The sequence below is a fragment of the Sphingobacterium sp. LZ11T8 genome (genome assembly GCF_024261425.1).
GTDB lineage: Bacteria > Bacteroidota > Bacteroidia > Sphingobacteriales > Sphingobacteriaceae > Sphingobacterium.
Window position 1 is genome coordinate 488,360 of record NZ_JANBZY010000003.1, and the last position, 25,485, is coordinate 513,844.

At 39.3% G+C, this 25,485-nt stretch carries 22 protein-coding genes; 12 read left to right on the forward strand and 10 right to left on the reverse strand.

Annotated features, from left to right (window positions below; genetic code table 11):
- Positions 1 to 361 precede the first annotated feature (361 nt).
- Positions 362 to 3,025 carry a hypothetical protein gene (locus NLF99_RS10295; RefSeq protein WP_254528113.1) on the forward strand — a complete coding sequence of 888 codons (2,664 nt, stop codon included), beginning with the start codon at positions 362 to 364 and terminating at the stop codon, positions 3,023 to 3,025.
- 50 nt (positions 3,026 to 3,075) lie between these two features.
- Here NLF99_RS10295 and pgk read toward each other — a convergent pair whose 3' ends face one another.
- On the reverse strand, positions 3,076 to 4,266 hold the full coding sequence (gene pgk / locus NLF99_RS10300; RefSeq protein ID WP_185214114.1) for a phosphoglycerate kinase: 1,191 nt from the start codon (positions 4,264 to 4,266) through the stop codon (positions 3,076 to 3,078).
- 216 nt (positions 4,267 to 4,482) lie between these two features.
- A complete protein-coding gene (gene sppA / locus NLF99_RS10305; RefSeq protein WP_254528116.1) occupies positions 4,483 to 6,252 on the reverse strand; it encodes a signal peptide peptidase SppA in 1,770 nt (589 codons plus the stop codon).
- Positions 6,253 to 6,327: 75 nt separating this feature from the next.
- Here sppA and folK point away from each other — a divergent pair, with 75 nt between their 5' ends.
- A complete protein-coding gene (gene folK / locus NLF99_RS10310; RefSeq protein WP_185214116.1) occupies positions 6,328 to 6,807 on the forward strand; it encodes a 2-amino-4-hydroxy-6-hydroxymethyldihydropteridine diphosphokinase in 480 nt (159 codons plus the stop codon).
- A gap of 1 nt (position 6,808) precedes the next feature.
- Entirely contained in the window at positions 6,809 to 7,165 is a 357-nt protein-coding gene (locus NLF99_RS10315) for an Hpt domain-containing protein (RefSeq protein ID WP_185214117.1), read from the forward strand.
- Here the strand turns inward: NLF99_RS10315 and pssA are convergent.
- Together pssA and rho are read right to left on the reverse strand one after the other, a co-directional pair.
- Positions 7,152 to 7,838, reverse strand: a complete 687-nt coding sequence (gene pssA, locus NLF99_RS10320; RefSeq protein ID WP_237219515.1) for a CDP-diacylglycerol--serine O-phosphatidyltransferase — start codon at positions 7,836 to 7,838, stop codon at positions 7,152 to 7,154. The genes NLF99_RS10315 and pssA overlap by 14 nt on opposite strands.
- A gap of 56 nt (positions 7,839 to 7,894) precedes the next feature.
- Entirely contained in the window at positions 7,895 to 9,391 is a 1,497-nt protein-coding gene (gene rho / locus NLF99_RS10325) for a transcription termination factor Rho (RefSeq protein ID WP_185217615.1), read from the reverse strand.
- Between the two features lie 324 nt (positions 9,392 to 9,715).
- Between rho and NLF99_RS10330 the strand changes: the two genes are divergently transcribed.
- Positions 9,716 to 11,431, forward strand: a complete 1,716-nt coding sequence (locus tag NLF99_RS10330; RefSeq protein WP_185214120.1) for an MFS transporter — start codon at positions 9,716 to 9,718, stop codon at positions 11,429 to 11,431.
- Between the two features lie 244 nt (positions 11,432 to 11,675).
- A complete protein-coding gene (locus NLF99_RS10335; RefSeq protein WP_185214121.1) occupies positions 11,676 to 12,536 on the forward strand; it encodes an N-acetylglucosamine kinase in 861 nt (286 codons plus the stop codon).
- Between the two features lie 68 nt (positions 12,537 to 12,604).
- Here NLF99_RS10335 and NLF99_RS10340 read toward each other — a convergent pair whose 3' ends face one another.
- Entirely contained in the window at positions 12,605 to 13,288 is a 684-nt protein-coding gene (locus NLF99_RS10340) for a metal-dependent hydrolase (protein WP_254528118.1), read from the reverse strand.
- Positions 13,289 to 13,298: 10 nt separating this feature from the next.
- A complete protein-coding gene (locus NLF99_RS10345) occupies positions 13,299 to 13,613 on the reverse strand; it encodes a YbaB/EbfC family nucleoid-associated protein (protein WP_185214123.1) in 315 nt (104 codons plus the stop codon).
- A gap of 110 nt (positions 13,614 to 13,723) precedes the next feature.
- Between NLF99_RS10345 and NLF99_RS10350 the strand changes: the two genes are divergently transcribed.
- Positions 13,724 to 14,215: a hypothetical protein gene (locus NLF99_RS10350; RefSeq protein WP_185214124.1), complete on the forward strand. Its 492-nt coding sequence runs from the start codon at positions 13,724 to 13,726 to the stop codon at positions 14,213 to 14,215.
- 66 nt (positions 14,216 to 14,281) lie between these two features.
- Here the strand turns inward: NLF99_RS10350 and NLF99_RS10355 are convergent, their stop codons facing one another.
- The gene (locus tag NLF99_RS10355) at positions 14,282 to 15,391 is read right to left on the reverse strand and encodes a hypothetical protein (RefSeq protein WP_254528120.1); all 1,110 of its coding nucleotides are present in this window, start codon (positions 15,389 to 15,391) and stop codon (positions 14,282 to 14,284) included.
- A 211-nt stretch (positions 15,392 to 15,602) separates the two neighbouring features.
- Here NLF99_RS10355 and NLF99_RS10360 point away from each other — a divergent pair, with 211 nt between their 5' ends.
- Positions 15,603 to 16,187, forward strand: coding sequence for a thymidine kinase (locus NLF99_RS10360; RefSeq protein WP_185214148.1), 585 nt, complete (start codon positions 15,603 to 15,605; stop codon positions 16,185 to 16,187).
- Between the two features lie 213 nt (positions 16,188 to 16,400).
- Here the strand turns inward: NLF99_RS10360 and NLF99_RS10365 are convergent, their stop codons facing one another.
- A complete protein-coding gene (locus NLF99_RS10365) occupies positions 16,401 to 16,907 on the reverse strand; it encodes a glutathione peroxidase (protein ID WP_237219516.1) in 507 nt (168 codons plus the stop codon).
- Between the two features lie 19 nt (positions 16,908 to 16,926).
- Positions 16,927 to 17,787: an N-acetylglucosamine kinase gene (locus NLF99_RS10370; RefSeq protein ID WP_185214126.1), complete on the reverse strand. Its 861-nt coding sequence runs from the start codon at positions 17,785 to 17,787 to the stop codon at positions 16,927 to 16,929.
- A gap of 243 nt (positions 17,788 to 18,030) precedes the next feature.
- Between NLF99_RS10370 and NLF99_RS10375 the strand changes: the two genes are divergently transcribed.
- Complete coding sequence (locus NLF99_RS10375) at positions 18,031 to 20,694, forward strand: M14 metallopeptidase family protein (RefSeq protein WP_254528122.1); 2,664 nt, start codon at positions 18,031 to 18,033, stop codon at positions 20,692 to 20,694.
- Positions 20,695 to 21,047: 353 nt separating this feature from the next.
- On the opposite strand, the gene NLF99_RS10380 is transcribed toward NLF99_RS10375, so the two are convergent.
- Positions 21,048 to 22,055 carry a D-alanine--D-alanine ligase gene (locus NLF99_RS10380; RefSeq protein ID WP_254528124.1) on the reverse strand — a complete coding sequence of 336 codons (1,008 nt, stop codon included), beginning with the start codon at positions 22,053 to 22,055 and terminating at the stop codon, positions 21,048 to 21,050.
- A 141-nt stretch (positions 22,056 to 22,196) separates the two neighbouring features.
- On the opposite strand from NLF99_RS10380, the gene NLF99_RS10385 reads away from it, so the two are divergent.
- The 4 genes from NLF99_RS10385 to NLF99_RS10400 are packed head-to-tail and all read left to right on the forward strand — an operon-like array spanning position 22,197 to position 25,422.
- Complete coding sequence (locus NLF99_RS10385; RefSeq protein ID WP_185214129.1) at positions 22,197 to 22,994, forward strand: PASTA domain-containing protein; 798 nt, start codon at positions 22,197 to 22,199, stop codon at positions 22,992 to 22,994.
- A 1-nt stretch (position 22,995) separates the two neighbouring features.
- Entirely contained in the window at positions 22,996 to 24,039 is a 1,044-nt protein-coding gene (gene mltG / locus NLF99_RS10390; protein WP_254528126.1) for an endolytic transglycosylase MltG, read from the forward strand.
- A 1-nt stretch (position 24,040) separates the two neighbouring features.
- Positions 24,041 to 24,451: a thioesterase family protein gene (locus NLF99_RS10395; protein ID WP_185214131.1), complete on the forward strand. Its 411-nt coding sequence runs from the start codon at positions 24,041 to 24,043 to the stop codon at positions 24,449 to 24,451.
- Positions 24,451 to 25,422: a YihY/virulence factor BrkB family protein gene (locus tag NLF99_RS10400; RefSeq protein ID WP_185214132.1), complete on the forward strand. Its 972-nt coding sequence runs from the start codon at positions 24,451 to 24,453 to the stop codon at positions 25,420 to 25,422. Before NLF99_RS10395 ends, NLF99_RS10400 begins: the two co-directional genes overlap by 1 nt.
- The last annotated feature ends 63 nt before the right edge of the window (positions 25,423 to 25,485 follow it).

Sequence of the window (25,485 nt, forward strand, 5' to 3'; positions counted from 1 at the left end):
AAGCAAAAAGTTAACTGAATTATTAATCGCAACTCAGTGATTTAAAGACAAAAATACACGTAAAACAGTGTAAATTATGGAAAAATCAATATGAATATTAAACACTATTAATCAACCACTTATATCTTCTATAAAAACAATCAATTAATATAACCACTTAAATTTTTACTAATATATTTAGTATATGCTAATATCACCATATTCTATAAATTATAAAAAGCTTTTTATCAGTATTTTAACTATTCTTATAATAAGTTTAAATACACATATTGTAAAATCTCAAATAATTGACAATGAACAAGCCTCTTCTAAGGTTAAGTGGAGACAGATAAATACTGAAAAATTTCAACTCATATTCCCGATGGAGTTCGAAAAATCAGCCTTGCTCCTCTCCCAACAAATCGACAGCATGATTGATTATTCCAGTCGGGATTTAAAGCGCGCTCCAAAGAAAATTTCAATAATTCTTCACGAAAATCATATTGAACAGAACGGCTATGCACAACTTGCCCCTCGAAAAGTCGAAGCATTTTCAACCCCTGGACCTGCAAGCGATAATACTGAATGGCTTCCAAATCTGATCCAACATGAGTTAAGACATGTAGCACAATTTGACAAGTTGACAGGTAGTATTCAAGGTCCATTTTTCCAACAATTGGCCTTCGCATTGTATGGTCTTCACCTACCGGCTTGGTACTTTGAGGGAGACGCGGTCTCCATAGAAACTCAATTTTCTGCCGGAGGTAGAGGCAGAAGTAGCTCCTGGTTCATGCCCCTTCGGACCAATTTGCTCTCCGGAAAAGACTACTCTTTTAGTAAAAATATACTCGGGTCTTTCCGAGATCTGACCCCCTCCTACTACCTCACCGGGTACAGCATGAACAGCTACTTGACCAACCATTTTGGCTATGGGGTAAAGGAAGAAATCATGGACAACATGAGAGCTAATTTATGGCGACCTTTTAACTTCAATTTAGCACTAAAAAAGTACAGCAATCAGAACAGCAAAAAACTCTATGACGCCACAATTTCTGAACTCAAAGAGGAATGGGAATCTTCAAAAAATGAAGGAAATTTTAACCTTATTTTTGAGGAAAACAATCGCTACCCCACGCACTATTTCCTTCCTCAAACCAACTTCTCAAAAGCAATTTTTACCCTTGTTCAATCACCCGCTTTCATCCCAGAAATCAGAAAAAGAACTGCAGATAAAGAAGAAATCATAACCAAAATTGGATACCAACTCACTCCATATTTTCATGTGAACGACCAATTTCTGGTATGGGATGAACTCAGAAAGGATGCTAGATTTGGTAAACAGACCTATAATATTATTAGGATTTTGGAACTCAAAACTGGAAAAATTGAGGACCTTTCTAAAAATTCTCGATTTTACAGCCCTATATTGAGCGATAATTCCCAAAAGGTATATACAGTCCAAGTGGACCAAAACAACTTATCTAGCCTCTTCTATATCGACCGAATTTCAAAGAAATCCTCAAAAATCATGGATTTTCCTGCAGGATTTCTTATCCAACAGCCCAGTTTGAATGCAGATGAAACAAAGATTTCAGCGATTGCCATCAGTCCAAAAGGGACAAATATCATTGAGATAGACCTCGAAACCTCCCAATTTAAGGAGCTGTTTCCTTGGTCAAACCAAGAATTCCAACGTCCCATTTACCTGGAAAATGACCTTATTTTTAAAGCTCAATTTCAAAAAATCGACAATCTTTACCGCTATTCCAGCAACGATAAGAAGCTATATATTATCTCAGATTCGCCATTCGGAGCCTTTCATCCAAGCCCCGGGAACAACCATTCCGTACTTTATAACGAGTATCAATTCAACGGATATAAAGCAGCTTTCCTTGACTCCACACAACTGATAGGACAGGAAATCACAGCGAATTTTGAGGTTCCGGCCCAGACAGACCACAGGATAAAAGCTAGTTTTGCAGGACCACAACCCGAGGAAACACAGCCTTATCAAGTAGAAAAATACAATAGCCTTAGTCATTTATTTAACTTTCACAGCCTAAGCATAAGCAGCAATAACTTCGAAAGTTTCGACAATTATAGACCTGGAATCTTCTGGATTGCCAATGATCTACTCAATACTTCTCAGCTAAAATTAGGTTATGAATACGACTTGGACATGGAAAAAAGCGTCTATTCAGCAGAGCTAACCTACCAGAAATACTATCCGAAATTCAGTTTTTCCTATAAAAACAGGGGCCAAATCGGCTATGCTAAGAAGCAAAACACGGAAAATGAGTACACAAGATTTGACTTCAGGGAACATGTTTATAGCTTGGACATGCAGATTCCCTTGAGCATTTACAGAGGAAAAACCACCTATAACTACGGCTTTAACCTTGGTACGTCCTATCAAAAACGATATGATTTAAGCTTAAATACACTGCGGGGATTTCATGATGAAATTGCCTTCCCTCTCAATTATCAGGCATATTTCAACCGTAATCAAAGAAGAAGTCAAATGGACCTGATCCCTAAATGGGGACAGAATATCAATGTTCTATACCGTCATGTACCATTCGAAAACACGTTAGAAGGCTCATTATTTGCCATCAGGACCAATTTCTATTTCCCTGGTTTCTTCAGGAACCATGGCTTCCAGGCTAGGCTATCCTACCAAAAAACTGATGGAAGATACAATGATACCTATGATATTCCAATGGTATCTGGCTATGCTCATTTCGATTCGCCGAAAGTAGAAAACACCCTTTTGATGAACTACAGGTTCCCGATCGCTTATCCCGACTGGGCAATTGGGCAATTGGCTTATATCAAACGTTTCCATGGTTATTTCTTTGCCGACTATCAAAATCTCCAGGACAGCAAGGCCGAACCTACCTCATTCGGAATAGGCCTATCAGCAGACTTCAATATGTTCAAATATGTACTTCCAGACTTTGGAGTGGGAGCTAAACTCAGCTATATCAATCAGGCTAGTGCCAAGCAGCGGTTTGTGCCAAGCTTCAGCTTGAGCTACAGCTATTAAACAAGGAAGGGGAACCAAATGGTTCCCCTTCCTTTATTTTATAGATAATATTAGTCTAAAATAGCTTTAACACCTGGAAGTGTCTTACCTTCCATGTATTCTAACAAAGCACCACCACCAGTACTAACATAGCTAACATGTTCTGTCATTCCAAATTTAGATACCGCAGCAGCTGAGTCACCACCACCGATCAATGAGAATGCACCGCGCTCTGTTGCTGCAACAACTGCATTTGCAACCGCACGAGTACCTTTAGCAAAAGTATCCATCTCAAATACACCCATTGGACCATTCCACAACAAGGTATTTGAAGCCATGATCACATCTTTAAAATGCTCAGAGGACTCAGGACCTATATCCAAACCTTGCTTATCAGCAGGAATCTCATCATTAGGACCATCATAAACATTGGCATCATTTGCAAAACGGTCAGCAATCTGAGCATCAGTTGGAAGAACCAAGTTCACGCCTTTTTCATCCGCTTTTTTCACTAATTCATTTGCCAAATCCAATTTATCTAGCTCAACCAAAGATTGACCAATTTCACCACCGCGCGCCTTTACAAACGTATAAGCCATACCACCACCAATGATCAAATTGTCAACTTTGTCCAATAAGGCCTCAATCAATTCCAATTTATCAGAAACCTTAGCTCCACCCATAATAGCTGTAAATGGACGTTCAGGTTTATTCAATACTTTCTCCGCATTTTCAATTTCCTTCGCCATTAAGTAACCAAAGTACTTGTTGTTAGGGAAAAATTCAGCAATAATAGCCGTAGAAGCATGAGCTCTGTGCGCAGTACCAAATGCATCATTAACATAGACATCACCCAATTCAGCTAATTTCTTAGCAAAATCACGGTCTCCTTTTTCTTCTTCTTTGTAGAACCTTAGGTTCTCTAACAATAAAACTTGACCTGCCTGCAAATTCTTTGCCTTCTCCACAGCATCAGAACCAATACAGTCATCTGCAAATTGTACATCAACACCTAATACCTCAGATAAGTGCTTTACAATATGTTTAAGTGAATATTTGTCGGTAGGTCCTTCTTTTGGTCTTCCTAAGTGGGACATCAAAATAACGGAACCTCCGTCTTTTAAGATCTTTTTAATAGTAGGCAGCGCACCTTGAATACGGTTGTCATCAGTAATGTTGAAGTTCTCATCTAAAGGAACATTGAAATCAACTCTTATTAAAGCTTTCTTCCCGTTGAAATTTAAATCGTCGATAGTTTTCATTTTATTTTTATTTCCGGTTGATTTTAGAGTTTAAAGATATAAAAAACTTTCATTTTTCTTTTCAATCTGTAAATCTCTACAATAATTCTAAATCTATGTAGTAATACCTTATGCAGTTCCTATAAAAGCCCATTTCTATTTTTATGAAAAGGCTGAGTGCTGGCAAGAACTGCCATGATTCAAAAAAAGCGCTGATTTCTCAATCAGCGCTTTTTATTAATATATCTCTACCAGATATGGAATCCTAGCCTGCACACCCGATTGCTGACTGATCCTTTTCAGTTCAGTCAAATATTTTACGTAGTCCCCCATCTCATCTTCTAGCATCCACATTTTTATTTTATCCCTCGAAGTAGACCATATCGAAGCAAAAGGATCTTTCGCTCTTGGATACTCCGAAACTCTATAATTCTCGATTTTTGCTTTCTTAGCAGCCGCAACAATGGCTTGGTCCAAGGTCGCTAAACGGTCCACCAATTTCAATTTCACAGCTTGTTCACCGGTCCACACTCGGCCTTGACCAATGCTGTCAACATCTGCTACTTGCATTTTCCTTCCATCAGCCACTCGCTTCAGGAATACTTGGTAAATCTTATTAACGCCACCCTGAATGATTCCTTTTTCCTCTTCCGACAATGGTCTGTCCATATCCACATCCATATCAGCAAACTTAGAAGTCTTCACCGCATCGAAATGGATGCCTAATTTATCATTGAATAATTTTTGGAAACTAGGAATCAATCCGAATACACCAATTGAACCTGTTAGGGTTGTTGGATCGGCAAAGATAGAATCCGCTGCAGCCGAGATATAATAACCTCCAGAAGCAGCATAATCACCCATGGATACTACTACAGGTTTCACTTTCTTTGTTAGATCGACCTCTCTCCAGATGGATTCCGAAGCCAAGGCAGAACCTCCCGGAGAATTTACGCGCATCACAATAGCCTTAACCTTATCATCCTGTCTCAATTCCCGTAATTCCCTAGACAATTTATCTCCACCAATCTGTCCTTCTATCCCTTCACCATCAATGATCTCTCCATAGGCATATAATACAGCTATACGGTCGCCACCTGCTTCGCCAGCACTTGCTTTGTTATTATAATCTAATAAGGAAACTACTGGAATATTTTTTTTCGCATCAATACCCAACTTGTCCTTGATTTTAGAAATCACTTGATCTTTGTACAACAGATCGGTAACAAATCCATATTTCTTGGCATCTTCCGCTTCACGGATCAAATAACCGTTTGCAATGCTTTTTAAGCTATCTGTAGATATCTTTTTAACAGCCGAAATATCGTTCAGGAAAGTACCATAAATACTGCTTAGATAAGAATTCACCTGCTCCTTATTCGCCTCGCTCATACTATTGAGGATAAAAGGTTCAACCGCACTTTTATAAGTTCCAACTTTGAGGACTTGCATATCGATTCCCAATTTATCCAATGCCTCTTTATAAAACATGACCGAAGTAGCCAACCCTCTGAAATCAAGGTTCCCTTGTGGATGCAAATAAACCTCATTAGCCACAGAGTTCAGGTAATAGCCTTTTTGGCTCATCACGTCACTATAGGCTACAATAAACTTATCCGAAGTCTTAAAGTCCAAAAGTGCCTCACGAATGGCTTTCATCGTTGCGAAGCCAGTCCCCACACTTGTCACATTAAGATAGATTCCCTTGATGTTATTGTCTGTTTTTGCTGCTTTTATCTTTGAAACGATATCATTCAATCCAATGGATTTAGACCCCGAATAGCCCGGGATATCCAGACCTTCAAATGGATTTGCTTCTGTTTTTTCTGTGATTGCATGATTTAGGTCGATTAACAGAACAGAGTTGCTAGCTGTTACAGTTTCACTCTTACTGCCCACCGAACTGATCATCATCCCAATGATTCCCATCAGGATAAAAAACATTAATATACTACTGATAATAATACCTGTAATGGTCGCAAGTACGTATTTAAAAAATGATCTCATATAATTTATTTAAGTAGTGTCCGTAAATTTAAGCTATTATTCCGATTATCATAAAACAATTCATATATTAAACTCATGAATAAAGTTTACCTACTTTTAGGGGCAAATATTGGTAATCCCAACAAACAACTAGAAGACGCAAAGGTTGAAATTGAAGACAGAATTGGAAAAATCACACGGCAATCCAAAATTTATGAATCCGAAGCTTGGGGCGTAGAAAACCAACCGGTATTTTTGAACCAGGTGATCTTGTTGGAGACTGATTTCTCCGCAAATAAAGTCTTGAATGAAATCTTGAAGATTGAAATTCTTTTGGGCAGGATCCGTGGACAACGCTGGGGATCAAGGATCATCGATATTGACATTCTATACTATAACGAAGACATTATACATACCGAAGACCTTCAAGTCCCTCATCCATATATTCAAGAAAGAAACTTTACCCTGATACCCCTCGTAGAAATAGCTGCCGACTACTCCCACCCTATTTTTAAGAAATCTAACAAGGAATTGCTGGAAGAATCAACCGATCAACTGAATGTAAAAACAATCTAACATGAACCATTATTCCATTATTAACCCCGCCTCTATCCAAGAGAACATGATGAATAACATCGAGGTCATCAAACAGATGATCCCTTTATATCTTGGTCAGGGAGTAGAAGATTTTAAGGCTTTAGAAGTCGCGATTGAATCTCAGGACCATTCAGACATCAAATCAAAAGCACATCATATCAAGCCGACCATGCAATACCTAGGTGCTACAGATTTAAGGATGAAGTTCCAGGATCTTGAGGACAAAGCTGCCGGCGAAGAACCGATGGCAGACATCCTGGATCTATTTGAAAATATCAAAAAGGATTTCCATTTAGCCATGGCTGAACTGGAAGATTATCAAACTAAACTTCACTAATTTCTTTCTCGGAGGCAAAATGTATTTTTGAGAAAACAATATAAAGAACCAAGATAATTGGCAAAGCTAAAAACTTCAGGATTACCAATAACACGACGCTGATAATCAGGAAAAGGTATTTGTATTTATTGACAACCCAACTCAAACTGCTCAGTTTCATAGAGAACAACTTTATTTCCGACACCAATAGCAAACTGGTCAGGATAGCTATGCCCAATAAAAGCCAAGTGTTCTTTAAGGCAGGATAATCTTGGAGGATAAAAGGCAAGGAAACAATAAAAAAGGTATTCATTGGCGTATTCACACCGATGAAATCCGTGCTCTGTCTCGTATCAATATTGAATTTTGCCAATCTTAAAGCCGAAAATACGGTAATGATAAAACCTAGATAAGGAAGGTATTCGTTCGAACTGGTATCTTTTAGTAGTGTAAAGATTATGGCTCCCGGTAAAAACCCAAAACTAATCACATCAGCCAAGGAGTCCAATTCCTTTCCAATCAACGATTTGACATGCAATGCTCTAGCTGACATACCATCGAAAAAGTCAAAAATACCCGAAGCTAATACACAGTAAAAAGCCAACATATACTCTTGGTTCAGGACCATGACAGTACCGATGCAACCTGAAAAGAGGTTTAGGGAAGTGATCGTATTTGGAATGTATTTCTTCATAAAAAAAGCCATCTTTTCGCAAAGATGGCTTAAAAATATCAATTTATGATGGCTTTTTAGCCATTCATGCTAATTAAAAATTCTCCGTTGGATTTAGTTCCACGCATTTGGGTCAACAAAAATTCCATTGCTTCTTGCGAGTTCATGTCGGCAAGGTGGTTTCTCAATACCCATAGGCGTTGCAATTCATCACGGTCAACCAATAGGTCATCACGTCTTGTGCTAGATGCAGTAAGATCGATGGCAGGGAAGATACGTTTGTTAGACAATTTACGGTCTAATTGTAGCTCCATATTACCTGTACCCTTGAATTCTTCAAAGATTACCTCATCCATTTTAGAACCTGTCTCTGTCAATGCTGTAGCTAAAATCGTCAATGAACCACCGTTCTCGATATTTCTAGCTGCACCGAAGAAACGTTTTGGTTTATGAAGTGCATTGGCATCCACACCACCGGAAAGGATTTTTCCTGATGCTGGAGCAACAGTGTTATAAGCACGTGCTAACCTGGTAATGGAATCCAATAAGATAACCACATCATGGCCACACTCTACCATACGTTTTGCTTTTTCCAATACGATGTTGGCAATTTTCACGTGACGGTCAGCAGGCTCATCAAAAGTCGATGAAACAACTTCTGCACGTACGCTTCTTGCCATGTCTGTAACCTCCTCTGGACGTTCATCGATCAATAAAATGATCAAGTAAACTTCAGGATGGTTTTTGGCGATTGCATTGGCAACCTCTTTCAATAAATTGGTCTTACCAGTTTTAGGCTGTGCAACGATCAATCCACGTTGTCCTTTACCGATTGGAGTGAAAAGATCCATAATCCTTGTCGAGTAGTTGCTCGGACCTAGATCCAAATTCAATTTCTCATCAGGGAACAATGGTGTCAAATAATCAAAAGGAACACGGTCTCTTACTTCAGCTGGGTCTTGACCATTGATGGCCTCAACTCTCACCAAAGGAAAATATTTCTCGCCTTCTTTCGGAGGACGGATACATCCTCTTACATTATCTCCAGTTTTCAATCCAAATAACTTGATCTGTGATTGAGAAACATAGATATCATCCGGAGATGTCAAATAATTATAGTCTGAAGACCTTAAGAAACCATAACCATCGGCCATAATTTCCAATACACCTTCATTAATAATTACGTTGTCAAAATCTGTTGGAGTGGAAGCTTTAGAAGAAGGTTCAGGAGAAGGAGTAGTTGTGGATTCTGTGGGAGTAGATTCTGCTGCTGGTTTGCTAACAAAATCCATTTTCGTTTCCTCATCATCGGCTGCCACTCTGTTTCTACCTACTGCTACAGGTTCTGCAGCTTTCACTGTACGCACTCTTTTTCTTGTTCGCTCTGCATTGGCTTTATCCGAATCAGCATCAGAAACTTCTACAGTTTGCTCTTGCTGAGACTCTTTGGCTATTTCAGAAATACGATCAATTAACTCTTGTTTTCTAAGCTTTTCAGCATCAACAATGCCTAGAACTTTCGCAATCTCGCGCAATTCAGACACGAGCTTCGTATTCAATTCATTAATATCCATTAATATTAAAATATGATTTTTAAGGATTTTTACTTTTTTTGAAATATATCTCTCAGCTAATACATAAATTTCATATGTCTTATTGGGTAACTAAATCTTTTATAGAGATTTTATACTAGCGTCCCGAAAGATAAATTAAGAACCGCCACAAAGAAAAAAAGAACTATTGTAATTTCAAAAGAAAATCAGCACTTTTTTTTATTTATAGTTTATTATATAACGTTAAGTAGCAGTAAAATGTTTTAGCAACTGCCGAAAAACTTTAGAAATCAAAAAAAAGTTCTTTATTTGTACGATTAAATCATAAAGTTAGACATTTTTTTTATGAATAACCAACAAACAAACACCAATTACCCAGCTCTTTACACCTTAATCGTGGTGTTTTTTTTCTGGGGATTTATCGCAGCTGGAAACAGTGTATTTATTCCGTTCTGTAAAAATTACTTTCACTTAGATCAATTTCAATCTCAACTTATTGATTTTGCTTTTTACTCGGCCTACTACATTGGCGCTCTTCTTCTCTTTATTTTCGGAACCATTTCTGGAAAAGACCTCGTAGGAAAATGGGGCTACAAGCGAAGTATAGTCTATGGCCTTTTGTTCTCGGCATTAGGTGCCGCAGCAATGATCGTCGCTGTAGAAGTCAATGTGTACACGGGAATGTTAATAGGTCTATTTATTGTTGCATTAGGTTTCTCCTTGCAGCAAACCGCAGCAAACCCATTTGCAGTGCTATTGGGCGACCCTAAAACTGGGGCATCTCGGGTGAACCTGGGGGGCGGTATCAACTCTTTCGGTACCACTATCGGACCATTGATCGTTGGATTTGCACTATTTGGTACCTTCGAAACCATTTCCGATGCTGAAATCGCTAACCTTCCCCTAAACAAAGTCGTATACCTTTATATAGGTGTGGGTCTTCTTTTCGTATTGGCAGCTGGTTTATTCCATTTCTCTAAGAAAGTTCCGGCAGGTTTCAACCTGGAACAGATGGAACCCGCTAACAAGGCGAGGACAACATTGATCATTATGACCATTTTGTTGCTATGTGCTTTTATCCCTGTATTTACCAGTTACAAATCTGACACTGCCCTTCATATCCTAGACCTAAAGGAACAAGCGGCTAACAACAATAACCAAGAGCTTTTAGCACAGATTAAAGACCTTTCACATGGTTTGGAAATCAAACGTATGCTATGGTTACTGGGTGCTTTGGCCGTAATTGTTTTCGGTCTTTTGTTCTCTTATAATAGTGCCAAGAAAAATCCTGAAGGTTGGGGAGCCATGAAATATCCACAATTGGTTTTGGGTATGTTGGCCTTATTTATCTATGTAGGGATTGAAGTTGCTATCGGTAGTAACCTAGGTGAACTTTTGACTTTGGAAGAATTCGGCAACCTGCAATCTTCGCAGATTACTCCATACGTTTCCATGTACTGGGGCGGTATGATGATCGGTCGATGGGCAGGCGCGATTACAGCGTTCAACTTGACAAAATCTAAGAAAAAATTACTGACTATCATCGTTCCTGTCATAGCTTTCACCATTATTATCGGGGTGAATTCACTTGCTGGATTCGACATGTCCGTTCTATACTATTTCATTATCTGTGTGGCATTACAGATCGCTGCATTCTTCTTGAGTAAAGAAAAACCTGTCCGTACCTTGATCATTTTCGGAACTTTCGGGCTATTGGCCATGATCGTTGGTTTGATGACATCAGGCACGGTAGCAATCTACTCCTTCCTAGCTGGAGGTTTAGCTTGTTCTATCATGTGGGGTTCCATCTTTAGTCTTTCGATCGTAGGATTAGGAAAATACACCGAACAAGGTTCGGCATTCTTGGTGATGATGATTTTAGGTGGTGGTATCATCCCTCCTATCCAAGGAAAGCTTTCGGATATCATTGGTATTCACAACTCTTACATTGTTCCAGCGGTTGGTTTTATCTACATCATCGTCTTTGCGGTACTGGTTCGCAAATTCTTGTCTAAACAAGGAATTGCAATTGACGAAATTGAAGCCGAAGGAGCTCACTAATGCTAAACTAATTGTAAAAAATACACTAAGTATTTTTCGCGTTAAAATAATTTTAAAAACCTTATAACCAATGAGTTATAAGGTTTTTATTTTTAATCAAGGCCCTAACCTTCCTAAATTATTTCAATATATCAAATAAAAATTCTTATTTTTATTAATAAATACCGTATTTTGGGATTTAAACTTAGAACAATACCATTGTAAAACGAAAAAACAAGTTACTTTAAAACTAAATTTATAAATAATGATAATAATTGCAGATGGAGGGTCTACAAAAACAAACTGGTGTTTGCTAGATGATAACAACAAGAAGATTTACTTCAACACCGAGGGTTATAACCCATATTTTGTAGATAGCGAATACATTATTGCATCCCTTAAAAAAGGACTACCTCAAGATATTCCATTTGAAAAAATCAGCGAGGTAAATTATTATGGTGCTGGTGTACACAATGAAGAGAAGGCAAAAATTGTCGAAGATGCGATCCAGGCAGTGTTCCCAAATTCTAAAGTTGAAGTTGGTCACGACCTATTAGCTGCTGCACGCGCTTTATTAGGTACTAACCCTGGTTTTGCTGCAATCCTTGGAACGGGTACTAACACTTGTATATACGACGGAAAAGACATAACTCACAATATTGATTCAGCTGCCTACATCCTAGGTGACGAAGGTTCTGGTAGTTTCATCGGTAAGAAGCTTTTGGTAGATTTTATCAGAGGTCTAATGCCTAAGGATGTTGCTGAGGCATTCTTTAATGCTTACAAACTTACTCCTGATGAAATCATGGACAACGTATACACAAAACCTTTAGCTAACCGTTTCTGCGCTAGCTTCAGTAAATTTGTATACGACAATAACGTAAATATCGAATACACTCGCAAAATCGTTGACGATGCATTCGAAGCTTTCTTCAATAACCTTGTGAGCAAATACCCTGATTACCAATCTTACACTTTCAACTGTATCGGTTCTGTAGGTTACAACTTCAGAAACGTACTGGAAGAAAAAGCTACTCAATATGGAATGAAAGTTGGAAAAATCTTGCGTTCTCCTATTGACGATTTGGTACAGTTCCACATCAACAGATCAAAAAGCGTTGCTTAACCTATAGCAGCCTGAACATAAAAAAGCCCAATTGCTAGCAATTGGGCTTTTCTTTTGATATATCTCTTTTAGAGCTCTACCGACTCACCGATCTTTGGCAAGGCCAAGTACACCTCTGACTCGTTAAACTTCTTCTTTGCTTCCTCATGATTAATCGTAATTGGAGGAAAAGAATCATAATGCATTCCGATCACATTATTGCAGTTCACAAATTCAGCTGCAATCACGGCATCATCCACATCCATGGTATAATGGCCACCAATAGGCAACAAGGCCCAATCAATCTTATGGCGTTCCAATAACTTCATTTCCATGGTCAATGCGGTATCTCCAGCAAAATAAATGGTTTTGTCTTTCAAAAAGAACACATAACCTACCGGAAAACCTGCATAAGCACCATCTGGAGTGCTATTGCTATGTGCGGCATAAACCATCTTCACCTTCCCAAAAGGAAGGTTCAAGGTTCCACCCAGATTATATTCGATTACTTTATCATCGGGTACACCTTGTTTTCTCACCCATGCAGCTGTTTCTACAATGGTTGCAACAGTGGCCCCACTTTGTTGTTGGATACTGAACATGTCGGCCACATGGTCTTGATGGCCATGGCTCAGGAAAATGTAATCAGGATTGATCTTACTGATATCCACAGCCTTCGCCAAAGGATTATAACTGATGAATGGATCCATCAAAACCTTGGTCCCATCAAAATCAAACTCCACACATGACTGTCCGTAATATGTTGCTTTCATTTCTCTTTTATTATTTACCAAATAAGTTGCCTAAACCTCCTAATCCACCTAATAGGTCCTGTGAGGCTGCTTGCATTTCAGTTTGACTGATACTTTCAGCCTGAACCAAAGCCTTATTCAAGGCAACAACCAATAGCTCTTCAATTTCCTCTTTATCTGCATCCTTAAAGAATTCAGGGTCGATCTGAATTTCTTTGATCTCCTTATTGGCCGTGGATATTACACGGACCTTGCCGCCCTCTGCTTCTCCCGATACGGAAATATGATCCAATCTTGCCTTGATCTCCTGTGCCTTTTGCTGTGCTTCAAATAACTTATCAAACATAAATACTCCTTAAATTTTAAACCCCAAATTACAAATTATTTATGAATCTCGACAATTGCTTGGCTCTTTTGAGCAGCTTGTTTACCTTTGTAGGATAATTGTCTATCATAATGATTCAACTAAAACACTATACCGCAATAGCAAACGAATTACAAGAGTCTGAGCCCGAAAAATTCGAGCAACTTGAGGAAGAAATCAATATCATTATCCATAAATTAAAGTTCATCCATATTGAAAACCGACCGATGGTCGAAATTGTGGACCTTTCAAAACCTACCACAGACCCAACTTATATCGAAGAACTGAGCGAAATCGCTGGAGCTCAGAACAACCCCTTGGTAAAAGAGCCTGAAAACACCGAAATCCTGATCTTTATCAACGACAATCCTGCTTTCCTAGGAACACTGCCAGATTTATTGAACGAGCAATACAGCGACTATAAAGCCGTTAAAAACAACAATGTCTTTATTATTCAAAAGCCTGATTTTGGAAAACGCAAAGGAGACTTTTTATTGGATACAGAAATTTTCGCTGAAATTATCCAATCAAAATATTTTGTATATGGACATGAAGGAAACCATTGGATCAAATTTGATCTTTAATCCTGAAACTCCATAAAAAAGGTCGCTTCTTGAATTAGAAGCGACCTTTTTTTATTCGAACTGAAATTATATATATTTCTTTCTTAAGATAGCATATAGCTTATCCACAGTCTGTGGTTTTGAAGCCCAGTTATTCTTCAGCGAATAGTTAGACTGCAAAAAGGCATCTGCTTCTGCAAAATTATCAAATCTGTTCAGGAGTTCAATCGCTTCAGAATAAGCTAAGCTATAGCCATTGAACAGGTCTTTAATAAACAGGAGTTTATCATTTAGGCTCACTGCAACCTTAAGGTCTGCAATGCGGTCACTACTTTTATCTTGGGAAGTATTGAACTGATTTGCATTGGTCAATCCAGCCTTTTTTTGTTGCTGGATCAATTCGTTCAATGTCAATGGACGGCTAGGTTTAACTTCCGCCTGTTTTGCCAAATCATTCAAGGAAACGACCTCTTCCGGTTTATCTTCCTCAATCTCGATTTCCTTCTCTTCAATTACGACCTCGTTAACGGTAGGTTCAGCATCAGCTTTCACTTCCTCCCTGTTTTGCTCCTCGACATTCTTTTTATCTTCTTCAGCTTCATCTGCAGATGCTACTGAAGTATAACCTGAAGAGGCGGTATGGACAGGATTGGATGATATATTGAAATTTTTGAAATCAGATACTTCTTCAACGGGTTCAGCTTCTTCCTTCTCTTCTTCCCTAGCCTCAGCCTCTTTTGGATCTTCTACCAATTCCTCTTTCTCATCTTCTATTATTTCCCGGTTTTCCTCGTTCGATTTCTCTGCATAAGTGGTCGATTCAGGTTCCTCTTCATCATATTCCTCGACAAAAGGTTTCCTTTCAGTTTCAGGTTCTACGGCTTCAACTTCTTGGATCTCTTCTTCCACCGGTTGCTCATCAGCCTCATGCTCATCGTGTTCGATCGCTGGCGTAAAGGTTTTTTCCTCTTCCTGCACTACCCCTGCACTCGCAGAAGCCAATAAATGAGTCGGTTGAGTCTGTAGCGATGCTAAGGCTTCGATATGTGCTGCCAAGTATTTCGCCTGAGCAGCCAACAACAATATATCTGCTTTTTTGCTTGCTAGATTCTTCTTGTCTAGCCCTGCATAATGCTCATTGATTTCTACCAAAAGATCCCCAATTTTCCCTAAAATATCCTGATCTGAATAAGCCATGTTTTATGTGTATAGATTGAAATTAATTCTATTATTAAATGTGATATAAAAAAATAAACAAACTGATTGACACCTCGTTTACGCTTTTATCCTATCTCCTTAAACCAAAAATAAGATTAAATTTCGATATTCGTAAGCTATATTAGCTAAGAATTTCATATTATATGAAACTTCTGAAATCAGGTTTTTAGTATAAAGTTTTATCAAAATGATGTTGTTTTCTGAACATAATTTCCCCAACAGAAGAGGTCCCATTGGTAGTATCGAAGTGATCTGTGGGTCTATGTTTTCTGGCAAAACGGAGGAACTGATCCGTCGGATGAAAAGGGCTCAATTTGCTAAACTTCCAGTAGAAATTTTCAAACCTGAAATCGATGTGCGTTATGGCATAAATGAAGTCGTTTCCCATGATAGCAACTCCATTCCATCCACGCCAGTATCGCATTCTTCAGCCATCCTGCTCTTAAGTGCCGATACCAAGGTAGTAGGAATCGATGAAGCCCAATTCTTTGATGAGGAACTCCCTAACGTCTGTGTAGAATTAGCAAACCGTGGTATCCGAGTGATCGTGGCAGGGCTGGATATGGATTATCTAGGAAAACCCTTCGGACCCATCCCTAGCCTGATGGCCATTGCCGAAGATGTAACCAAAGTCCATGCTGTCTGTGTTAAATGCGGCGCTCCGGCTAACTATTCCTACCGTCTCCAACAAAATGAATCCCGTGTCCTTCTCGGTGAAAAAGAAAGCTATGAACCTAGATGTAGGTCTTGCTATTTTGGATTAGATAGGAATTAGACATAAGACAATAGACATAAGACATAAGACAATTGTCCATCCCTAAATAGGGTTGACCGTTTTTATACTTTTCTCATTTTCATCAAATATTCTCCATCTCTGCCATAGGTTGAGCCAAGATAACCCGTCAGAAAGTTCTTTTGTCTGATGTCTAATGTCTTGTGTCTAAATCTTATAAAAACAAAAAAGACGCCTTGGAGCGTCTTTTTGTTTTTATAAGATTTGTGATGTTATCACCTTATCAAGTGGTGTAACTTTCGAGCGGTATCGGTGTGCTAGTTTACCATCTTTTCCGATCAGAAATTTCTCGAAGTTCCAATTGATATCACCTTTGAAGTCTGGATTTTCGGTTTCTGTTAGGTATTTGAACAAGGCAGTTTGCTTATCACCTTTTACATCTACCTTTTCAGAAAGGATGAAGTTCACCCCAAAATTCTTTTCACAGAACTCAGCGATCTTTTTATTGTCTCCGTATTCCTGGTTTCCAAAATTATCAGAAGGGAACCCGATAACCACCAGTTTATCTCCATATTGTTCATGTAGCTCCTGAAGCTCTTTATACTGCTTGGTGAAACCACATTTAGAAGCGGTGTTGACTATCAAAAGTTGTTTTCCTTTGAAATCAGCGAGATCTACTTTCTTTCCATCAATGGATGTGAAAGAAAAGTCATATACGGTAGGCTGTTGGAACAGCATAGTATAAAACATTATCATGGCCATGATCATAATCTATATATTTTTAAAGTTGAACATTCAGCTCTCTGTCCACTACATAATGGAACAGCTCTTCAATTGGGCTACTCAATATCTTGCCCACACGAACACCATGCAAAGAACATACCTCTCTTAAGTGAATATCAAAATAATAGGCAATTCTCCCAACAAAATGACATTCAAATTCCCAAAAGTTCGGGTATGTCATGATATTGGTCCTTACAAATTCGTCAAAACCATTTCTCAGGAGATTATCGATATAGGGATGTTGTCTATTCTGTCCCATAAATTCGGCAAAAGATGCCAAATAGGCATTGGGTCTATCCCTTTGATACACATTCTTGATGATGATATCTTTTGTGATGTGATGCGTCTCCTTAAAGATCCTTGCCAAATCCCTTGGCATGGTCTCATAGAGATAGGCAGTAATCAACTGTTTTCCAAACCAGGCACCAGAACCCTCATCCCCAAGCACATAGCCATTACCATGCAAACTTGCCGACAGTTTCTCCCCATCATAGAAACTGATATCAGAACCAGTTCCCAGATTGGAAATCAATCCTTTTCCAGCTCCAAAGGTTGCATAGGCAGACCCTAACAGGTCGCTTTCAACAGAAATAAAGGAGGATGGAAAAATTTGGGTCAGGGCATTGGATACTAATTCACGGCGGTCAGGAGTAGAACAACCTGCTCCGAAAAAATAGACCTCATGAACTTCTTTTATATATGGGATAATTTCGGGAACCTCAGTCAAAATTGCCGCAATCTCCTTCTCGCTTACGAAGAAAGGATTTAAACCTTTGGTACTGAAACGTAATGGTTTGCTATCTGGAAGATGGAGCATCCAATCTGATCGTGAGGATCCGCTATCTGCAACTAAAATCATATGCTACTAAATGTCATCATCTCAAATATACAAATTCCAAGAGAATAAAAATCGTTTTCTCGATTTAAACAAAAACGAGTATTCGACATTAAAATACACCCCTTTGACAGGACCAACCGGATAAGATTGCAAAAGCTCTAGACTGTAATATTATTGTGAAGGTCCTGCATTAGATCGATCTTTCTCCAATGAATCTGCAAGCGATTCTTATCTTTAACCTATAAATTATTACCTAATAAAATTATGAAGAACTCAATGAACCTCATCCGGTTACTGATGTTTTCCTTTGCTTTTATTCAGATGGTATTTGCCCAACAAATAACCAGTCCGAAAGAGCACTTTGGATTCCAGATTGGTGATGACTACCAATTGGCAACATTTACTGAAACTGAACAGTATTTCAAAAAATTGGACCAACAATCTGATCGATTGTTATACACGGTCATCGGCAAGACCGAAGAAGGCCGTGACCAATGTATGCTGATCATTAGTTCTCCGGAAAACTTAAAAAATCTGGAAGAATTCAAGAACATCTCGACAAAACTTGCCCATGCTGAACTGTCTGAAGAGGAAGCTCGTGCACTGGCCCAAAAAGGCAAGAGCATCGTTTGGATCGATGGTGGCCTTCACTCCAATGAAGTGGTAGGAACGCACCAGCTTATCCAAACTGCCTACCTGCTGGCTTCATCCAACGACCTTGAAACGAAGAACATCCTGGAGAACAGCATTGTCCTCATGGTGCATGCCAATCCAGATGGGCAAGAGTTGATCTCTAACTGGTACATGCGTGAAAAAACTCCTGAAAAAAGATCGGGCAACTATGTCCCTGTCCTTTACCAGAAATATGCAGGACATGATAATAACCGCGACTTTTTTATGCTGAACCTCAAGGAATCCCAAAACATGGCTAGACAGCTGTTTGTTGAATGGATCCCTCAGATTATGTACAACCACCACCAAACTGCACCAGCAGGTGCCGTGGTAGCAGGCGCACCCTATAGAGATCCGTTCAATTATGTATTTGACCCAATCTTAATGTCTGGAATCGATGCCTTGGGAGCCGCAATGTCTTCTAGGTTGAATGCCGAAGGCAAACCCGGATATACGGCAAAAGACGGTTCGGTATTCTCGACCTGGTATAATGGTGGCCTGAGAACGACCACCTATTTCCACAACATGATGGGACTGTTGACCGAAATGATCGGCAACCCAACTCCATTCGAGATCCCACTTGTTCCAAACCGCTTGATTCCGAATAATGACACCCAAAACCCAGTGATTCCGCAGGTATGGCATTTCCAACAATCAATTGATTATTCCGTATCCTTGAACTACGCAGTCTTGAACTATGCCAGCCGCTATAAGGATGAAGTCCTGTACAACATGTTCAGGATGGGCAAGAACTCCATAGAGCGAGGTTCTAAAGACTTCTGGCCACTTTCACCTAGCAAGGTAGCTGTAATCGATACAGCCTTTCAACAAGCCAAGAGAAAGGACCCTAAAATCGAGAACAACCGCGAAGCAGAAAGAAAATTATTGGGCAGCCTCTTCGAGAACAAATCCCTTCGTGACCCTCGCGGATTTATTATCCCTGCGGATCAGGCTGATTTTGTAAAAGCTACTGATTTCGTGAATGCATTGATCCAAAATGGTATCGATATCCAACAGGCAACAGCGGACTTCACGGTAAACGGCAAGAAATATGCGAAGGATTCCTATATCATCAAGACTGACCAAGCTTTCCGTCCACATATCTTAGATATGTTCGAGCCGCAAGATCACCCTGATGACTTTCAATATCCAGGAGGCCCTCCAATTCCGCCTTATGATGCTGCAGGCTGGACATTGGCTTACCTGATGGATGTAAAATTCGACCGTATCCTGGAGGACTTCAATGGTCCATTCCAAAATTTGACGAATGGAAAGGTCATCCAATTGGCAGAACTTGCTAAACCTAAAGGTAAATACCTAAGACTTCCCGCAACAATCAACGAATCCTTCCGCGTAAGCAATGACTTGCTTAAACAAGGAAAGAATGTTTGGCGAGATGAATCAAATGGGGATATCTATGTTGAAAACAATGCGAACGTGAAATTGATCTTCCCTGCGGAGGCCAGCAATAGCTTACCAAAACAAAACAAGAAGATCAAACTTCTACGAATAGCGCTATGGGATACTTATGGCGGGAGCATGCCTTCCGGATGGTTGAGGTTCCTGATGGAAAAATATCACTATAATTTTGAGGTCATCTATGCACCAGATATCGACAAGGGTAACCTGAATGCAAAATATGATGTCATTATCTTCCCTGGAAATTCTATTCCTAGGTTCAATAGCAATCCAAATGCATCTTCCTACTATGGACGTATGCCAGCAGAGGCTCCAGAAAATATCCCTTCTCCATTTAAAGAAAGATGGGGTCGCTTGACCGAACAGAAATCAATACCTGTATTGAAATCATTCTTGGAAAACGGAGGTAAAATCGTAACGATCGGAAGCAGTTCTGATTTGGCCGAACATCTGGAATTAGGTGTAGAAAACCATTTGGTAGATGCCCAACACAAGGCTTTAAAGAGAACTGAGTTTTATACCCCTGGATCTGTTTTGACAGCAAAAGTTGCAAAAGGATCTGCCAGCACTTGGGGCTATAATGATGAAATAGATATATATTACAGCAACGACAACTTGTATAAGATCAAAAATACCAATATCAAACCATTGATGTGGTTTGATTCGGAGAAGGTCCTAAAGAGTGGGTGGTCATGGGGACAGAAATATTTGAAGGATGGAGTTATTGCATTTGAAGCGCCAGTAGGCAAAGGTAAACTGGTATCTTTTGGAAATGACATTAATTTCCGCGCGCAAACCCATGGAACTTTCAAGCTATTGTTCAACCAGCTGCAGTAAATTAAATCAACATAAATTTTAAGGTCATATCTCCACAGATATGGCCTTTTCTTTTTATTAGTAACATAGGCTGCTGTTCAAAATCCATTTTTTATGCGGGGTTGCAATTGACCTTATTCGAGACATATTCGGAATTTTCGCAAAATGTCTAAACCAGTATACCTTATTTACTCGAATCATTCCCGAATCATTCTCGAATGAGACCCGAATGAGACCAAGAGAAAGTGACAAGAAGAAATAGAGGAAACGGAAGTAAGCAGGAGGGATTTTTTAGGCCAGGAATAATATTGGTGGTAAACCATAAAGAAAGGCAAAGAATATTAGTTCATTGCCTTTCTTATGTTAATTATCTTTTAAATATCGTTTTTCGCTGCCTCGATCAATTCGGAATAGAAAGCGGTTTCTGTACGGCCATCTGCTCGGACCTGTTGCGGAATAAAGCTTTGTGCAGTTTGACCAGGAATGGTATTGATCTCAATAAAATAGAATTTATCGGTGTCATTTTGGATAAAGAAATCCACACGGACCATACCTTTACAATTCAATCGAACATAAACTTCACGGATAATGGCATCCGCCCTATCCTTTTGTTCTTGGTTAAGGTCGGCAGGTGTGATCTCTTGGGTCAACCCTGGAGTGTATTTGGCTTCAAAGTCAAAGAATTCCCTGGTCGTGATCACCTCTGTTGCCGGAAGCACCTGAAGCTCTCCTTTGGAGTCCCTAAAGATCCCTTGGGAGAATTCTCTACCTTTTACAAACTCTTCGACCAATACTTGCATACCGGTTCCTTCTGCATCGTATGCTTCATCTAAGGCCTTAGGAAGTTCCTCCCAGGTATTGACCTTGTTCATTCCGATACTGCTACCTCCAGCATTTGGTTTTACAAATAAGGGAAGAGTTAATTTTTCTTTGACCAGGTCGAATGCCTTTGGTCTGTCGATATCAAATAAAAGAACCGATTTTGCGACGTTCAATTCTGCAATGTCCTGGATAATAGCCTTGGTATAACCCTTGTTCATTGTCAAGGATGAGGTCAAAGCGCCACAAGAAGTATAAGGCAATCCAACCATATCTAAATAACCTTGTAACCTTCCATCCTCGCCCGGGCTACCGTGCAAAATGATAAAGGCCACGTCAAAACGTAGCTTTTCGTTATTTATGTTCAAAGAGAAATCTTGACGATCAATTTCGTGTTTTTGGCCGTTCTCATCCGTATAGGCCCAGCTATGCAATGTAATATCAATAAGATACACATCGTATTTTTCTTTATCGATTTGGGAATAAACAAACGCTGAACTTTTATAGGAAATTTCAGCCTCTCCAGTATAACCACCCGTAATTAATGCTACTTTAGTTTTCATATGTAATAATCGAGAAGCAAATATAATTTGAGATACGAGGAAAAACGAATATTTTTGCCTTTATATTAGCAGTATTTGCGGGAATTTGTAAAATTGGAATTAATATTGTTAATAGGATATTCAAAAAAAACACATTAATAGATGTCGAAGTTCTTTTTATACTTGAGAACGAGTGCTTTCAGGAAAAACTTAATTGCAGGGCTCATTTTCATTGTCATTCTTTTTATTTTAGTTTATTTCGGATTAAAGATCTACACTAAGCATGGTGATTCTCAAGAGGTTCCTCTATTGAAAGGCTTGAACATCAGTGAAGCTTTGAACGTATTGGACAAGGCAGGATTAGAGGTGGAAATCGATTCCATCTACCAAATGGATGCGAAACCAGGATTGGTGATCGACCAGGATCCTGACCCTAAGACGCATGTAAAAGGTGGTCGTACGATTTATTTGACCATCATTACCCAGTCTGCACCTGAAATTGCCTTCCCAGAAGTTATTGATAAAACATTTATCGAGGCATCTGCTATCTTAAAGAACCATTCTTTAAAGATTGCGGATACCGTCTATAGGAATGACATCGCTAGAGATGTGGTATTGGATGTAAAATTTGCCGGCCAACCGATCCGTCCGGGACGTATGGTTCCTAAAGGATCCAAAATCAGCTTGATCTTAGGTAATGGTCGCGGAGACGATGAGGTTGAAATCCCTGTATTGATTGGATTGAACCTGACTGAGGCCAAATTTGCACTGGCAGGAAAAGGCTTGACCTTGGGTTCTGTTTCTTTTGACGGGAACTCAAATGATACTTTAGGATCAGTGGTCGTAAAACAAAACCCAGATACGAGTGCGAAGATTATTTCCATAGGCAATGCCATCCATGTTACCCTAGGTAAACCGGCAGAACCAACTCCAACACCTACTATTCCACAAAACCCATAACATGGCTGAGAACAGAAATAAAAGAAAAGGATTAGGGATTGTACTTATCATTATCTTATTGATAGTGTTGGTAGCTGGATGGATAGGATATCAGGCGTTTATGGCACCAAGTATTGCCAGCGATGAGGATTACTTCTACGTAAAAACCGATGAACCTTATGCGAGTGTGATCTCCAGGATCGAGTCGGAAGGTATAGTAAAAAACCCAACCTATTTCAAGTATGCGGCGAAAGCTATGGATCTGGAAAGCACCGGCATTAAGGCAGGCCGCTACAAAATATCGAAAGATATGAGCAATCGCCGATTGATCGGGAACTTGCGTGGCGGTTATCAGGATGCTGTAAAGTTCAGGTTCCAAAATATACGATTGAGACAGGATTTTGCAGGATTGCTGGGTAGAGATTTTGAAGCGGATTCCCTGACTTTCATCAATCTGTTGAATGATGAGAAGTTAGCAGAGAAATATGGTTTCAATAAAGAGAATTTCTTCAGCATGTTCATTCCAAATACCTATGAAATCTATTGGAATACCAAGCCTGAGGAGATCATCGATCGTTTTTCAAAGGAATATGAGAAATTCTGGAATGCAGAGCGGAAAGCAAAGGCAGATTCTTTGGGAATGACCATACAAGAGGTGAGCACCTTAGCTTCTATTGTAAAAGGTGAAGCCCTGCATGTGGATGAAATGCCAAAAATTGCAGGTCTTTATATCAATAGATTGAAGAAAGGGATGCTATTGCAGGCGGATCCTACGGTGATCTTTGCCAATAATGACTTTACTATCCGTAGGGTATTGAACAGGCACCTGACCATTGACAATCCATATAACACTTATCGTTTCAAAGGCCTTCCTCCGGGACCGATCATGATGCCAAGTATCGCCTCTATCGATGCGGTATTGAATTATGACCATCACCCCTATATCTATATGTGTGCGAAGGATGATTTTTCAGGATACCATTTATATGCGGAAACAGTTGCTGAACATTTGATCAATGCGCGTAAATTCCAAAAAGCTTTAGACGCCAGAAATATCAAGAAATAGTATGTTTCATTATCAGCATCAGATCAGGGTTCGTTACGCAGAGACAGACAATATGGGTTATGTCTATTATGGAAACTATGCGACCTATTATGAAGTTGCCCGTACCGAAATGTTAAGGAGCACGGGGATTTCCTATAAACAGCTCGAGGAAATGGGCGTGATGTTGCCTGTGATCGAATTGAGCTGCAAATTCAACAAAGCAGCGAAATATGATGATTTAGTAACCATAAATATTTATATTAGAGAAAAACCAGGAATAAGGATTAAATTTGAATATGAGCTGTTTAATGAATCTGGAGAGCTGTTGAATACAGGTTCTACCCAACTGGTATTTGTTGATATGGAACGAAACAGGCCTTGCAAACCTCCACAGATTTTCATGGATAAGATGGCTCCATTTTTTGGAGAATAATGAAAAAAATTCACCAACATCTTCTGTACGTTAAGCCGTATGACAGATTTATCGAGTGGACCAAATCAGCCACCTTACCGGGATTTGGAAAATTACCGCTCTATACTGTCATGGTATTTTTCTTTCAGGAGATCGCTCGGGAATCCATCATCAATAAAGCCTCTTCCCTAGCCTACAACTTTATGTTGGCGGTATTTCCTGGAATTATTTTCCTTTTTACGCTGATCCCTTACATTCCTGTAGACAATTTTCAGGAACAATTGATGGAACTGATCCAGTTGGCTCTGCCAAACAATGCATACGAAATCCTGGAAACTACCTTAGAAGATATCATCAAGAGACAGAACAGTGGCTTGTTATCTGCCGGTTTTGTACTCTGTACATTTTTTGCGACCAATGGTATGACGACCCTGATGATGAGCTTTAATAAAGCATCCTTATCCAAAGAGTCCAGAACTTGGTTTCAAAGACGAATTGTAGCCCTAGCCCTATCCCTTGCCATCGTATTGGCCCTTGCCGTAGGAATTGCACTTTATGCCGGTTCAAACTACTTGATCAATTACCTGAAAACCCATATCGATTATGACCTGAAATGGTTTTGGGCATTTGCCATTAAAGTTGCTCAATGGATTATTTTATTTGGTATCTATTTTTTTACAGTGAGCCTTATTTATAAGTTTGGACCAAGTTCGACAAAAAAATGGAAGCTATTTACGCCCGGTGCAACCTTGGCTACGATATTGGCCATGTTGTCTTTTTCATTTTTTACCTTCTATATCAATAACTTCGGTGCGTACAACAAATTATACGGTTCTATCGGAACATTGATCGTCGTGATGATCTGGATGTACATCAACGCCCTGATCTTGATCATAGGTTTCGAATTAAATGCCAGTATTGCGCTTTCAAAGCAAAGCATTAAAATTGTTAAGCCGCGAGTATACAACTCATTTAAACCAAACAAAATTTAATTTATTATAAATTTATTATTATTGTAATCGTATTGAGTATTTTGTTAGCTCAGATCAACGATT